Consider the following 13748-nt stretch of genomic DNA (forward strand, 5'->3'; position numbering starts at 1 on the left):
ACTGCGTTCCTGAGGCAGCAGCCGGAGGAAGCCACTCCTTACAACGAGACGCTGTCCCGCCTCCGCTCCATCTTCGAGGACTGAGATGCCACCCTTTCGCTTCCGCCTGCAGCGGGTATTGGACTATAGGAGCAGACTGGTCGAGGCTCAAAGGATAGAGGTTTCGCGATGCGCTGCCCTGGTGGCCAGGGCCCGCCAAAGGCTGCGGGTGGTACGGCAACGTCGGCACCACGCTTTGGCATCCATCGAGCCCGGTTGCGGCTTGCGAGTGGACGTGGCGGGGCAGGAGGCCCTGTGGACCTACCTCGGCCAGCTGCGAGAGGAAGAACGACAGTGTCAGGAGGAGCTGACACAGGCATCCTCAGCCCTCTCGGGCGCTCGGGCCAGGCTGGCCCAGCTCAAGGTCGAGGAGCAGGTGATACAGAAGCTCAAGAAGCGCCAGCGGGAGCGCGCCGACGCCGAAGCCCGCCGCCATGAGGTGAAGCAGATGGACGATGTGACTACCAGCCGGCTTCCGCTGGACCGCTAGAGGGGAGGTGCAGGTGATCGTCCCCACTGCCATGACCGTGCTGCTCCGGGTGCAGCTACAGTTGCTCCGCGGGGCCCTGGCAGAGCTGATCCCCGGCTCGCAGGCGCTCGCCTTGCGCTCTACGCCGACCGACTTCGAGACCGTGATCGAACAAGCCTGCCAACGCTATGGAGTAGACCCTAGCCTGGTGAAGGGCCTGATCAAAGCCGAATCGGATTTCGACCCCCAAGCCGTAAGCCCCAAGGGGGCCAAGGGGCTGATGCAGCTTATGGATGCCACTGCTGCCGCCCTGGGTGTCGCCGACCCATTCGACCCGGTGCAGAACGTGGAGGCCGGCGTCCGGCTCCTCTCATCTCTGCTCGACCGCTACCACGACGAACGTCTGGCGCTGGCAGCCTACAACGCCGGGCCGAGAGCTGTAGACCAGTTCGGCGGCGTGCCGCCCTACCAGGAGACGCTCGAGTACGTCCCCCGGGTCCTTGCCTACCGCGACGCTTTCGCCAGCTCTAGCACCTGGGAGGCCTGAGCCAATGCCTGAGATAACCAACGACCCAGCCATCCGGGCGCTGCGCTACGCCCTGGACGGACTGTCCCTGCGGCAGCAAGCCGTGGCTCAGAACATTGCCAACCTCAATACCCCGGGCTACAAGGCCGCGCGCGTCTCTTTCGAGGAGGAGCTGCAGAGACGGCTCCGTGGCAGCGGGGATGCTGTAGACGTGAGCCTCACGCATCCCGCCCACGTGTTGCCCTCGGAGCGTCCGGGCGTCTCCATCACCCGAGACGCTAGCACCTCCATACGGCTCGACGGCAACAATGTGGACATAGACTGGGAGATGGCCCGCTTGGCCGAGACAGTGATCAACTACAACACCGTCACCGAGCTGATCTCCATGAAGCTGGCCATCCTCAAGACGGCTATCAAGGGTGGGTAGGGACCAGTGGCAATCGCTTGCCTGTGGCGAGCCCTGCGCTCGTACCCACAGCTGCTCCCGGCCTGCCGCCTATTCACGCGTGGCTTATGGCAAACTCACGGCTCCTTTACGGTCGGGCGCCAGCTCACGTGCTAGGTTCGCGCCAGAGCACACGGGCTCGGCGGCCTGTGACGTTCGCGATACGATCTGCTCGCTTCAGAGAGAGGAGGTGATGTGTCTGTGATCCTTTGTCCGCCCTCACCCGGGGCAGACCCGATACCAGACGGGTTCTGTTCCCTCGCGCGGATGGCCCGGGAGGGGCAAGACGACGCCTTCGACGCCCTACTGGTACTGCTCCTGGGAACGACCATCGGGCGAGGCGTGCCCGGAGGATCGGCGCCCGACATGGGCTCTGCGCCGGTCGACACTGGCCCCGCGCGGCGAGAGCCGGCGAGAAGCTACGCGGTCACGGAGGTTGCTCCCTGGCTGCCGTGCCAGCCGGCCGCGCAGGCGCCCGATCCCGGCGTGTGGCCGCAGCCACCGATCGAGTCCCACGATCCAGCCACCGCCGCGGCCACGACGGCACCGACAGCGGCGCTGGTGGCCGAAGCCGGCCGCGCCGCCGAATGCCTGTCGGTGTCACTCGGCCCCGGGAGAGCTTCGCCTAGCCCGCCATCCCTGCCGCCGGAACTCCAGAATCGCCTAGAGCCCAACGGCACTAGGGGAGCCGCCGTCGCCGTGCCCGAGCTCACAGCCTCGGATGCCCGGGCTCCTCTGGTAACCGAGCTGGTCGCACCCGCATCGAGCGTGTCCGCTGATGCCGCCCGGGGGGATGGCCCCGCCGATGTGGACTGGGCGGCACCCAGCCTGATGACTGATGGGCGATCCGGACCGGCTCCGAGCGCGCCGAACGGAGCCAGAGCAATCCTCGCGCCCCCGAATCCGCCCTCTCCGCCGGCAGACGGGGCTCTGCCCGTGCCGCGCCCAGTGGCTGTCGGCCAACCGGACGTAGTCGAGGAGGGCCGACAACCCGCCGCCGGACGACCCGCAGGGGCACTTCCGGACGCTGGCGCCAGCATAGACGTGGCGCCGGAGCCACCCGACCTAAGCGTCCCAATTCGTGTGGACCTGGCCACGGTATCGGCGAGCGCACCTGCCGGCGCGTCGGAAGCGGCGAGCGTGCCCCCGGACGCCCGCGTAGCCATACCGGTCGAGCGGATTCCTCGCCAGATCGTGGCCCACGTCCGACTGGCGCTCGAGGACGGGACCAGGCAGGTGGAGATGCAGCTCCATCCCCCACATCTAGGGCGGGTCGGCGTTACCGTCTCCGTGCAGGGGCACGACGTCAGCCTCAACTTGACTGCCGACAACCTGGCCGCCCAGCAACTGCTGACCGGGAGGCTGCCGGAGCTGGCCCTGGCGTTGTCGGAGGCCGGGATGTCGCTCCTACAGGCCAAAGTCTCGGTCAACGATCAGGGCAGGGGTCGACAGGGTGCGCCGCACGGCAGCAGCCGCATACCGATCGAGCGGGCAGAGGCGGCCCCCGTGGAGAGCTCTATGGCCCGCTGGCAGAGCTCGTCCCTGCACGCTCTGGACGTCTCAGCATAGGGGGCAAGTATGTACGTAGCAGCACTGGGCCCGACCACGCATCAGCAATTAGCTGAGACGGCGGCCGAGCGGCGCTTGGACCTGGGGCAGGATGCCTTCCTCAAGCTCCTGCTCACACAGCTCAAGTACCAGGACCCCATGGAAGCCATGGATGATCGTGAGTTCATGGCTCAACTGGCGCAGTTCACTTCGCTCTCGGAACTGCAGAAGCTGAACCAGGCCGTCAGCGAGCTGGCCTCGGTGCAGTCGCTGAACGGTGCCAGCGCCCTGATCGGCAAGCGCGTGTCGGCGCTCGACTCCTCGGGGCAGCCACTCTCCGGCACCGTGGAGGCCGCGCTCCTCCGAGAGGGCGAGGTCTACCTCCGCGTAGCCGGAACCGAAGTGGCCCTTAAGACTGTCAGAGAGGTGAACCTCGGTGGATCCTAAGACTCTGCCGATTGACCCTCTAACGGCCCGTCCGATCGCCGCGCCGAGCGGAGGTGCCCCGGCGCCGCATCCGGCCCGCCCGGAAGCGACGGGAGCCACGAGCTTCGAGCGCGTCCTACAGCGGGCGTCCGCCGAGACGGCGCCGCTACGCTTCTCGAAGCATGCCCAGGCTCGACTGGAACAGCGCGGTCTGACCCTGGACGCCCACGGCCTGGAGCGGCTCCAAGGAGCCGTCGAGCAGGCCGCAGCGAAAGGAGCGCGCGACTCCCTGGTTCTCATGGATGACCTGGCGCTTATCGTCAGCATCAAGAATCGCACCGTGGTGACGGCGGTGGACGCTGCCAGCCGCAGAGGCAACGTCTTCACCAACATAGACAGCGTCGTCCTAGCAGAATGAACATGGCAGGCTGGACCCCCTGGGGGAAGCCTGCGCCCATGGGCGCGGCCCGCATGCCGCTGCCCTGTGACTCTCAGGAGGTGTGTACCGATGATGCGTTCGCTTTCTTCCGCCATCGCAGCTCTGAAGAACCACCAGCTCTATCTGGACGTGATCGCAGCCAACATCTCTAACGTCAACACCACCGCCTACAAGAGCAGCAAGATATCCTTCCAGGAGCTCCTCAGTCAGACCATTCGCCCTGCTAGCGCGCCTCAGGGCGGCCTCGGCGGGCGCAACTCGGTGCAGGTCGGGCTGGGCATGGCGCTCGGGAGCGTAAGTACCGACTTCACCCAGGGCAGCCCCCAGGCCACCGGCAAGATGACCGACCTCGCCATTCAAGGGGACGGCTTCTTCGTAGTGCAGGGGCCCCTCGGGAACATGTACACCCGCGATGGCACGGTGGACATCGGGCTCGACGGCAGCCTGGTGAGCCTGGCGACTGGTATGCACTTGCTCGGCTGGCCTGCCGATGCGACCGGTGCGGTGAACACTACTGACGGGCTGGGGCCCATCGCCATCCCGTTTGGCCAGAGCATGGCCCGAGCCACCAGCGAGGTCCGCTTCAAGGGGAACCTGGCTGCCGAGGCCGAGGCGGGCGACACCGTCACTACCCAGTTCGGCGTCTACGACTCCCTCGGGGTCATCCACACCCTGGAGGTTGTGTTCACCCGCAACGCCGGAACTCCGGCTACGTGGACCCTGACGGCCAGCGAGCTCACCGTCGCGGCGGACGGAAGCGTTGTCCGTACCCCGGTGTCCTCCATATCCGACAACACAATCGAGTTCGACGAGTTCGGCCAGATCGTGGACGAGAACGCGGGCTCAGAGGGCACCGAGTCACCCACCCTCCAACTGGAGCTGGCCTACGACACCGGTGCCGTGACGCCCGCCCTCCTCACCGTCAATCTGGCCACAGTTACCGGTCTGTCGGGGAAGTCCGAGGTCAACCCCGTCAGCCAGGACGGGTTGGAGAGCGGATCGCTCGTGTCCTTCAGCGTGGACGTCTACGGACAGGTGGTGGGAGTCTTCAGCAACGGCCTCAACCGCACCCTGGGGCAGCTGGCCCTGGCCAAGTTCATCAACCCGGGCGGCCTCCTTCGCCAGGGCGAGAACCTCTACTCCGTGTCCACCAACTCAGGCACCCCCCAGCATGGCGAGCCCGGTCAGGACGGCCGCGGCCTGATCAGCGCCGGGTACCTGGAGGCATCGAACGTGGATCTGGCCCAGCAGTTCACCAACATGATCGTGGCTCAGAGAGGTTTCCAGGCCAATTCGCGCATCATCAGCACGTCCGATGAAATGCTGAACGAGTTGGTCAACCTCAAACGCTAGGTCCGGAATTCCGTCAGCTGCTCGCGGGCGGGCGTCTTCCGATGGGACGCCCGCCCGGTTGAGACGAGGCCACAGGATGTACTCCGAAGGTCTGCCGGTCGTAACTGAACTGGGACACCGGTGGGGAGCCACCCCTTCCCTGGTGCTGTTGCCTGGCCGGCTGTACTACGTGGCCGTCCTGGGACGGGAGGGAGATCGGGCCCTGGTCTCGCTGGGAGGTCATCGCTTCACCGCCCAGGTGGTAGGGGAGATCCCCGAGCAGGGGCGCATAGCCGTGACCGTGCTGGAAGCCAGCAGGGAGCGCGTGGTATTGGAGCGCGCCCCAGAGCCGCCGTCGCTGCCGGCCCGGGCCGGCAGCGACGACCCGGTAGTGGGCCTCCTGTCGCGCATGGGACTACCGCCCCGGCCGGAGTACCAGGAGATCCTGCCCCATCTGATCCGCCTGGGTCAGCCCTTGACGCCGGAGAACCTCCTGAGCTTGCACGAGGCATGGGGCCGCCTGGCCTCGCGCAACCCCGAGGCCCTGCCCCTCCTGGCCCGGATTCAGGCCGAGGGATTACCCCTGGTACCCGAGGCCCTGGAAGCCGCAAGCAAGCTGGCACCGACCCAGTCCCTCCTAACCGCCAGCACCCTCCTGCGGCTGACGCAGTCGCTAGTAGCGCTCGCCCGTGCACTGGAGAGCCAGCCGGCTCCACGCGGGCTCGACTCCCTTCCCGCCTTCGCCCGCGCCCTTGCCCGCTCCCTGGCGTCCCTCCCCCTCGCCAGCGCCGGGCACCCGGCGGTGGCGAGGCAGGTGTCATCCCTTCTGAACCGCCTGGCCACGCCCATCGAGGCCATGCTGGCCCGACTCGGCCCAGCCCCGTCGCCCTCACCCGGCCTACAGGCGGCACAGGACCCCATCTCCACTTCAGATCAATGGGAGGGCCTCCCGCAGCTGTCACCCGGCAACTCGGACCTCTCCCCCGAAGTCCTGATCCGAAACCCGGGCTCGGATCGCCCCCGCTTGCCGGCACTGGAGGACAGCATTCAGGTCCAGATTCGCAGACTGGACGCCGCCCTCGACCGTTTGATGGAGCAGCCGGACCGCTTCTCGGCCGAGAGCCGTCAGGCCCTCTTGCATTGTAAGGAGGCTGTGCAGAGCGTAATCGCTGACTTGGAGGCAGAGCAGATAGGCAACCTAAGACTCTCGCCCGACCATGGTGTCTCCCACTGCCTCTCCTTCAGCCTGCCCATCGCCTGGTCCGGCACCCAGGACCGGGCCTCCCTTCGGGTGTACTACCGTCCCAAGGGCGCCCGGGCTCTGGACCCGACCAACGCTCATCTGGCCTTCCTTCTCAGCGTCGAGCCTCTGGGAACGGTCGAGGTGGACCTGCGGCTGCTCAGAAGAAACGTCTCCTGCGACGTGCGTACCGAGGACCAAGAGACGAAGCGGCTGGCCGAGGAAGCCGCTCCCTACCTGCGCCAGGGCCTCCAGGGCCTGGGTTACCTGGTGAGCAGCATCCGCTGCTCCGCTGCCCCGAAGTGCAGCCCGGAAGCCCGGGAGCCGATGGAGCCCCTCTCGCTGGCGAGAGTCAACCTAGTGGACCTAGTAGGCTGAAGGCCGTGAGAAGCCCCGCAAAGCGGCGCGCTGTCGCCCTGCGCTACCAGCCCCGGGCCCACCATGCCCCCCAGATCGTGGCCGGGGGAGCCGGCCACCTCGCCGACCGCATCCTCCAGCTGGCCGACCTGTATGGGGTTCCGGTGCACCGTGATGGCGAGCTGGTGGCCCTGCTGGCACAGCTCGACGTGGGTAGCATCATCCCGCCCGAGCTCTACGCTGCCGTGGCGGAGGTGCTGGCTTTCGTCTATCGCATGAAGCTACTGGCAGAAGGCAAAGACGATCTTACCCATGGAACGTAGGCTCGCCCTGCTCATCCTGGCCGTCATCGTGCCCCTCGTGGTCGGGCCCCGGGTAGTCGGCGCCGACGGCGCTATGCCCCTGTCCGCCTACCCGCGCCCTCGGGGCGACAATGGGTGGGGCATTCACTGGTCCCCCACCCTCTTCGCTCAGCCAACCGACATGGTGGACCGGTTCGTAGCTGAGACCGAACGGATGGGCTGCACCTGGGTCAAATTGCTACAGGGAGACGCGCCCAAGCTCGAACACGAGCATCTCATCAAGCGCCTCACGGAGCGCGGGATCATGCCAGTGCTGCGCGTGTACCGGCCCTGGAACACACCCTACCTTCACCTGGGAGAACTGGTGCGCCTGGGCGTGCCGTTAGGCGTGCACTACTACGAGCTGTACAACGAGCCCAACCTGGCCGGGGAGGCTGGCGGCTGGCGTCCAGGCGAGTCCATCTCGGTGGAACACCTGGCGGACGTGTGGATCGAAGCGGCGGAGGAAGTCCTTGCCGCCGGTGGCTTGCCCAGCCTGCCGCCCCTTGCCCCCGGTGGAGACTACGACGACGTCCGATTCCTGCGCGATTTCCTCTCCGAGCTTCGGCAGCGCGGACGACTTGACTTGCTCCACCGGGCCTGGCTTCCTCTGCACAACTACTTCCTCAACCACCCCCTGGATTACCCCTACGACGCAGTGAACCGGGAGAGCACGCCGCTGTCCCAGGACGAAGCGGCGAGGCGGGGCCTGTCCCCGGAGGAAGCCTCGCGTATCAACCACTTCCGTGCCATCTCCCACCTGCCCCGGGACCAGGGCGGCTACTACGTCGGCGACACCGTCTACCAGGACTCCAACGGGTTCCTGAAGTTCCAGGCCTACGCCCGCATCATGCAGGAAGAGGCCGGCTTCGTGGTTCCCATCATCACCACCGAAGGAGGAGCTATCATCGGATCGGCCGAGGATCCGCGCTACCCTCCCGTCACTGAGGCCGATCTGGTAGAGCTCACCCTGGCTGCCCGCGATTACATGGCGCAGCAGGCCCCAGAGTACTACTTCGCCTTCATGCCCTGGCTGCTGGCAAACCGGGCGGGCAACAGCCTGTCGGCCAACTGGGAAAGCGCAGCCTGGCTCAAGGACGATGGCTCGTCACTGGCGGTGGTGGCGGCGCTGCAGGACCGCAGCTTCGGTGCCAGCCCCACCTCCGGCCCGGCAGCGGGCGTGGAGGCAGCGGGGCGACCTGAAGGGGGGCCTCGGACGGAAGGTCCCTCGCGCAGGGTGGAGCTCCTTCAGCGCCGGTTCCAGGTGCCAGACGTGAACGCAGTGGCCGAGGCCTCCTCGCCTGCCCACCCCAGGTACCCTCTCCCAGTGGTACCTGAAGGCGTGCAACCGCCCGAAGTGGAGAGGACCCTAGATGTGGTGGTGTTAAGGAACGCAGGGGCCGAGGCCTGGCTGCTCCCGGAGCTGGGCGCCCGGCTGGTGCGGCTGGCGCCAGCATCCGGGCCCGAGCTATTGCCCCTGGTGGAGCGATTCTCTTTCCACCGGCACGACAGCGTCGCCCATCATCTGGAAGGCGGCGTGCGCTGGCTCTACCCCTCTCCCCCCCTCTCCATAGCCGAAGGAATGCCCTGGAGCGTGGAGGCCACCGGCTCCGACCCTGAGCCCCACGTGACCCTCTCCTGCACCGAGCCCCGCTCCCGCACCGAGCTCACCCTCAGGCTGACCCTGGCGTCGGATGGCTCCCTTGCTGCCGACCTCGCCGCCCACAACGTCAGCGCCCAGACTAGAGTTGTCTCGCTGGGTGCATCTTCCTCAGCCCCTTCGCTAGCGGTAACAGTGACCGGCCCGGCGGAGGTTAGCCTATCGCCCGGATCCGTCCACCGGTGGCGCATCCTGATCGCGGCCGCCTCCGATGCTTTGCAGGGGGTCGCCGCTCCCGAGTCCTCGCCGACAGCCTCGGCGGCGCAGCCAGCCTCGCCCGCGGCAGCCCGCCGTCCGGTGGCTCTGGTTACGCCTGTGCCGGCCGTCGTTCCCCCTCTGCCTTCCCTCTCTCACGAGGCGCCGCGGGCCCCTGCCACGCCTTCAGTTCCCGACCCTGCTACTCCGGCGCCGCCGTCGGCGGCTCGTGCTCGCTCGTGGGACCCTCGCCTGGACGCGCTGGGCGTCAGTCTAGAGCGAGCGGCCACAGGGCGCTGGGAGTTGGTGGAGGCCAGCTTCGAGGACGAGCGCGAGTCGGGGGGAAACCATCACATCTACATTCGCCTGCTGGGGGCCGACTCCCTTGCAGCCAACGACGCACCCTGGGTGGCCTGGCCTGACGGGCGCGAGACCCTCGAACCTCGACGCGAAGGGTCGGAATGGGTCGCCGACTTCCCCATGTACGGCCCCCTGGGGGCCTACTCCGTCGGCGTAGGGCCTTCAGGCGATAGAGTCACCGGCCTTGGCCTGCCGGCCAGGCACCACGTAAACTTCAGGCTGACATTCCGGCGCCGAGACTGAGAGGAACAGATCAGGCATGCAACGGTTGGCCCTGGTCACGATCTTCGCCTTGCTTCTCTTTCCTCTGTTGGCCTGCTCGGTGGTCTTCAGCAGCCAGCCACCCACTAGCGACACCGACGTTCACGATGCTTCTGTAGCCCCCGAGCCAACGGATTACGCTACTTCGCTACCCACCTACACCGCTACCATCTCCCCGCCGCCGCCGAAGACTCCCGCGCCTAGGCCATCGGCGACGCCTTCGCCCACTGCCACAGCGGAACCGCCCCCGCCAGTTCCCACGCCCACCGAGGAGTCTTGGCCCAGATACGTCGTGGTCAGAGGGGATACCCTATCCGAGATCGCGGCCCGCTTCGGCACCTCAGTGGATGCCATCGCCCGTGCCAACGGACTGGCGGATCCGGACCGGCTCTCGATAGGCCAAGAGCTCATCATACCCGATAGCGCCCTGGCAGCGGTGCCGACACACCCTACGATCGCGGAGCCCAGCCCGCTTCCGGCATCTACTGATGCCGTGGAGCAGGCGTCAACGCCTGCCCCTGAGCCCACCGCTGTGCCGACCGCGCAGCCCGCCTCCATCCGTGAGAGTACGGTTACCCTCAACCTCGCCGACTACCAGGGCGCTCTGGTCCCCCTCCAGCCGGAGCAGGTAGGCTACCCCTACGACGGCCTCGATCACAGCCGCACTGGCCCACCCGCCGCGAGGCAATTCCGCGCCTTGGTCCTCGAGAACGCCTTCCTGGAAGTAACTATCGTGCCGGATCTCGGAGGCCGCATCTATCAGATCACGGACAAGGTGCATGGGCTCCCTCTCCTCTACAACAACCCCGCTACCATCGCCTCCACCTGGGGCATGCGCGGCTGGTGGCTGGCTGTTGGAGGCATCGAGTGGGCCTTGCCCACCGAGGAACACGGCCTGGCCGAGTACCTCCCCTGGCAGGCCACGGTGGAACAGGCGGGAAGCACCGCCAGCGTTGTCCTCTCTTTCGAGGAACGGCTGACCGGCGTGACCTGCCGCGTCCGAGTCAGTCTGGACGAGCACGCTTATGTCAAGATCGAGCCCACACTGGCTAATGACACCGGCGCCGAGCAGCGGCTCCAGTTCTGGATCAACGCCGCTTATTCGCCCGGTGGCCGCCAGGTCCCGGCGGACACTCGGGTATTGCTTCCAGCGCGGCAGGTGCGCGTCCACGATACCAGCGACCCCGGCCTTCCCGGTCCGGGGCAGGTCATGCCCTGGCCCTACTACGGGCCCAGAGACATGTCGCTCCTGAGTCAGTGGCAGGGCTACCTGGGCGCCTTCGCCCATCCGGGAGCTGTCGCCGGCTGGATGGGCGCTCAGAGCCCCGGGCTAGGCGGGCTCATACGAGTGTTCCCGCCCGAATCTGTTCCAGGCGCCAAGTTCTTCGGCTTGGGCGACATCCCCTATTCCCGCTACAGCCTGGAGCCAAGCGCCTACCTGGAGCTCTGGGGAGGTTGGAGCCCCACCTTCTGGGACTACCGTGCTCTGGGTTCTGGCGAGAGCGTGACCTGGGAAGAGTACTGGTATCCCCTGCCGGAAATGGGGCCGGTGGCGGCAGCCACCCGCGACCTGGCACTGTCGGTGGGCGACACAGTGGTGGAGTTGGCCGCGACCGCTCCTGCTCAGCTCGAGGTGGAGGCTTACGACTCGGCGGGCGTTGCCCTGGGGAGGTGGCGCGCCGAGATCCAGCCAGGCCTAACCTGGCGCTCCCCCAGCCTAACGGCTCGGCCTGGTGCGGTTCAGGTGCGGGATCCAGCAGCGGCAGAGGTGATACTGGCCTGGCGGGGATAGCATGGGTGGCCCCGCCCCGCTGCGTGTCGCCGAGGATTGGCGACCGGTGGAAGTACAAAGGGGTCGACCTCTGGCCGACCCCTGTCGGTGCCAGTCGCAGTGGCCGAGAGGGCCACGGCCAACCGAGGGGGATCTCAGCTCGCTGAATGGCTCTCTAGATACGTCACAGCCTCGCCCACCGTGCGGATCTTCTCCGCCTCTTCGTCCGAGATCTCCCCTCCGAATTCCTCCTCGAACGCCATGATGAGCTCGACCAGGTCCAGCGAATCGGCCTCAAGATCGTCCCGGAAGCTGGCCTCCATGGTCACCCGCTCGGGCTCCACTCCCAGCTGATCCACGATTATCTTGCGGACCCTTTCGAACGTGTCCATGAAGAACCCTCCTGCCGTGTCTCGGTCCCTGCAGCGATGCGAGCCCGCATTCTAGTAGTTCCTGCCGTCCAAGTCAACGCTTGCCAACGGCCGCCTTCGGGCCTATGATCGCTCCGTTCTACCGGTCAGAAACACTCCCACGAGGTCCGGGTTGCGGCATACAGGGATATCCGAACGGAAGACCGACCACATCCGAATCTGTCGCCAGGAACCGGTGCAGAGCCGCATCACCACCGGGCTGGAGGCCTGGCGCCTGGTTCACCAGGCCCTTCCCGAGCTCGACTCCGACGACCTGACCACCGAGGTCACCGTCCTGGGCAAGACCTTACGCGCCCCCTTCTTCATCTCGGCCATGACCGGCGGAACCACCGAGGCCGCCGACATCAACCGCAACCTGGCCCTGGCGGCGCAGAAGCTGGGCCTGGCCATGGTCTTGGGCTCCCAGAGGCCGGCCATCGAGGATCCAGCCCTGGCCCACACCTATTGCGTTCGAGAATGGGCCCCCGACGTACTCCTATTCGCCAACCTGGGGGCGGTTCAACTCAACCAGGGGTACGGCCTTCAGGAGTGCCTGCAGGCAGTGGAGATGGTCGGTGCCGACGGCCTCGCCTTGCACCTGAACCCCCTTCAGGAGATGCTTCAGCCTGAAGGCGACAGGAGCTTCCGGGGCTTGGCCGCCAAGATCGCCTATGTCGTCAAGAACCTAGGGTTGCCGGTGCTGGTGAAGGAAGTGGGCTGGGGCCTATCGGAGCGGGTGGCGCGCGCCCTGTGGGAGGCAGGCGTCCGCCTTCTGGATGTAGCCGGCGCCGGTGGCACCTCCTGGAGCGAGGTCGAGAGCCTCAGGGCCAACGATGAGAGCACGCGCCGCGTGGCTTCAGCCTTCGCCGACTGGGGCATTCCCACGGCCGACTCCATCCAGCAGACGCGCGCGGCCGCTCCCGATGCCTTCGTCATTGCCTCCGGAGGCATTCGCACTGGTGTGGAAGCGGCCAAGGCCATCGCCCTGGGAGCCGACGCCGTCGGCTTCGCCTTACCACTCCTCGAGCCCGCCTGCCGGTCGGCCGAGGAAGTGATCCGTTACCTCCAGGACGTCACCGAGCAGCTCCGACTGGCCATGCTGTGCAGTGGAAGCCAATCGCTGGCCGACCTGCGCCATGCCCTCCGGCCGGCCTCCTCAAGCATTACCTGACGTCCGCTCTTCGCGTTTCTCCACCTCGTCGAACTCCCTGACGTCCACCACTACGGCGCGTCCGTCGCTCAGCCGGTCCACCAGGTCTTGGGCGCCGACCCCTTGCACCCGGGCAACCAAGTACCCGTGCCTAGGGTCAGCACCCCTGAAGAGCGACAGAGCGGCGATATTGCCGCCCATTTCTTTGACCCGGTTCGACACTTCGGCCACCGCTCCCGGCTCATCGGGGAGTTCCACCGTGATCCGCACTCCCGGCTCGAAGGCGCCCAGCACTTCACTGAATCCGAGCAGCAGGTCGGTCTCAGTGATCATGCCGATCAGCTTACCCTCGCGCATGACCGGCAGACCCCCAAGGTGCCTCTGAGCCATGATGCGGGCTGCCTCCTCCAGCGGCGTGTCCTCGCGCACGGTTACCACCTCGCGGGTCATGATGTCGCCCACGGTGAGCCGGTGGAGGAGGTACGAGACCTCGAAGATGCTGAGCGTGGTGGCAGGCGACGGCGAAGCCCGCAGCACGTCCTTCTCCGACACTATGCCGACCAACCTGCCCCGCCCATCCACCACGGGCAGCCGCCGCACGTCCTTCTCTTCCATCAAGTGCAAGGCGTCCATGACGGGCAGGCTTGGGTCCACCGTTATGGCGGGAGAGCTCATACGATGGTGAACGAACATCTGGCCACCCCCATCATCTCGCGGCTTCAGACAGGCCTCGCGAACGCCTGGCCGCGGAGCTCGCAGCGTTGCGTGCGCCTGATGCC

General features: G+C 66.9%; 14 protein-coding genes. 12 read left to right on the forward strand and 2 right to left on the reverse strand.

Going from position 1 to position 13748, the window contains the following annotated elements; translation table 11 throughout:
* Positions 1-85: 85 nt before the first annotated feature.
* The 11 genes from fliJ (at position 86) to HPY83_15760 (ending at position 11430) form a co-directional block, all read left to right on the forward strand.
* Positions 86-529: a flagellar export protein FliJ gene (gene fliJ, locus HPY83_15710; GenBank protein ID NPV09392.1), complete on the forward strand. Its 444-nt coding sequence runs from the start codon at positions 86-88 to the stop codon at positions 527-529.
* A 31-nt stretch (positions 530-560) separates the two neighbouring features.
* On the forward strand, positions 561-1055 hold the full coding sequence (locus HPY83_15715) for a lytic transglycosylase domain-containing protein (GenBank protein ID NPV09393.1): 495 nt from the start codon (positions 561-563) through the stop codon (positions 1053-1055).
* Positions 1056-1059: 4 nt separating this feature from the next.
* On the forward strand, positions 1060-1461 hold the full coding sequence (gene flgB / locus HPY83_15720; protein NPV09394.1) for a flagellar basal body rod protein FlgB: 402 nt from the start codon (positions 1060-1062) through the stop codon (positions 1459-1461).
* A 954-nt stretch (positions 1462-2415) separates the two neighbouring features.
* On the forward strand, positions 2416-3048 hold the full coding sequence (locus HPY83_15725) for a hypothetical protein (GenBank protein ID NPV09395.1): 633 nt from the start codon (positions 2416-2418) through the stop codon (positions 3046-3048).
* Positions 3049-3057: 9 nt separating this feature from the next.
* Positions 3058-3474, forward strand: a complete 417-nt coding sequence (locus HPY83_15730) for a flagellar hook capping protein (GenBank protein NPV09396.1) — start codon at positions 3058-3060, stop codon at positions 3472-3474.
* A 34-nt stretch (positions 3475-3508) separates the two neighbouring features.
* Positions 3509-3871: a flagellar protein gene (locus HPY83_15735; protein NPV09397.1), complete on the forward strand. Its 363-nt coding sequence runs from the start codon at positions 3509-3511 to the stop codon at positions 3869-3871.
* Between the two features lie 90 nt (positions 3872-3961).
* Complete coding sequence (locus tag HPY83_15740; GenBank protein NPV09398.1) at positions 3962-5245, forward strand: flagellar hook protein FlgE; 1284 nt, start codon at positions 3962-3964, stop codon at positions 5243-5245.
* Between the two features lie 76 nt (positions 5246-5321).
* Positions 5322-6842, forward strand: a complete 1521-nt coding sequence (locus HPY83_15745) for a hypothetical protein (GenBank protein ID NPV09399.1) — start codon at positions 5322-5324, stop codon at positions 6840-6842.
* On the forward strand, positions 6839-7144 hold the full coding sequence (locus HPY83_15750; protein NPV09400.1) for an FhlB domain-containing protein: 306 nt from the start codon (positions 6839-6841) through the stop codon (positions 7142-7144). Before HPY83_15745 ends, HPY83_15750 begins: the two co-directional genes overlap by 4 nt.
* Entirely contained in the window at positions 7134-9620 is a 2487-nt protein-coding gene (locus tag HPY83_15755) for a hypothetical protein (protein NPV09401.1), read from the forward strand. Before HPY83_15750 ends, HPY83_15755 begins: the two co-directional genes overlap by 11 nt.
* 16 nt (positions 9621-9636) lie before the next feature.
* On the forward strand, positions 9637-11430 hold the full coding sequence (locus HPY83_15760) for a DUF5107 domain-containing protein (protein ID NPV09402.1): 1794 nt from the start codon (positions 9637-9639) through the stop codon (positions 11428-11430).
* Between the two features lie 134 nt (positions 11431-11564).
* Here HPY83_15760 and HPY83_15765 read toward each other — a convergent pair whose 3' ends face one another.
* Positions 11565-11801 carry an acyl carrier protein gene (locus tag HPY83_15765; GenBank protein NPV09403.1) on the reverse strand — a complete coding sequence of 79 codons (237 nt, stop codon included), beginning with the start codon at positions 11799-11801 and terminating at the stop codon, positions 11565-11567.
* Between the two features lie 151 nt (positions 11802-11952).
* Here HPY83_15765 and HPY83_15770 point away from each other — a divergent pair, with 151 nt between their 5' ends.
* A complete protein-coding gene (locus HPY83_15770; GenBank protein ID NPV09404.1) occupies positions 11953-12990 on the forward strand; it encodes a type 2 isopentenyl-diphosphate Delta-isomerase in 1038 nt (345 codons plus the stop codon).
* Here the strand turns inward: HPY83_15770 and HPY83_15775 are convergent.
* Positions 12976-13662, reverse strand: coding sequence for a CBS domain-containing protein (locus HPY83_15775; protein ID NPV09405.1), 687 nt, complete (start codon positions 13660-13662; stop codon positions 12976-12978). The genes HPY83_15770 and HPY83_15775 overlap by 15 nt on opposite strands.
* Between the last annotated feature and the right edge of the window lie 86 nt (positions 13663-13748).

Source organism: Anaerolineae bacterium (genome assembly GCA_013178015.1).
Taxonomy (GTDB): domain Bacteria; phylum Chloroflexota; class Anaerolineae; order DRVO01; family DRVO01; genus Ch71.

Coding starts and splice junctions, on each gene's coding strand:
- HPY83_15715 (NPV09393.1), top strand. CDS start 561: ATGACCGTGCTGCTCCGGGTGCAGCTACAGTTGCTCCGCGGGGCCCTG.
- HPY83_15745 (NPV09399.1), top strand. CDS start 5,322: ATGTACTCCGAAGGTCTGCCGGTCGTAACTGAACTGGGACACCGGTGG.
- HPY83_15740 (NPV09398.1), top strand. CDS start 3,962: ATGATGCGTTCGCTTTCTTCCGCCATCGCAGCTCTGAAGAACCACCAG.
- HPY83_15755 (NPV09401.1), top strand. CDS start 7,134: ATGGAACGTAGGCTCGCCCTGCTCATCCTGGCCGTCATCGTGCCCCTC.
- HPY83_15760 (NPV09402.1), top strand. CDS start 9,637: ATGCAACGGTTGGCCCTGGTCACGATCTTCGCCTTGCTTCTCTTTCCT.
- fliJ (NPV09392.1), top strand. CDS start 86: ATGCCACCCTTTCGCTTCCGCCTGCAGCGGGTATTGGACTATAGGAGC.
- HPY83_15775 (NPV09405.1), bottom strand. CDS start 13,662: ATGTTCGTTCACCATCGTATGAGCTCTCCCGCCATAACGGTGGACCCA.
- HPY83_15730 (NPV09396.1), top strand. CDS start 3,058: ATGTACGTAGCAGCACTGGGCCCGACCACGCATCAGCAATTAGCTGAG.
- HPY83_15765 (NPV09403.1), bottom strand. CDS start 11,801: ATGGACACGTTCGAAAGGGTCCGCAAGATAATCGTGGATCAGCTGGGA.
- flgB (NPV09394.1), top strand. CDS start 1,060: ATGCCTGAGATAACCAACGACCCAGCCATCCGGGCGCTGCGCTACGCC.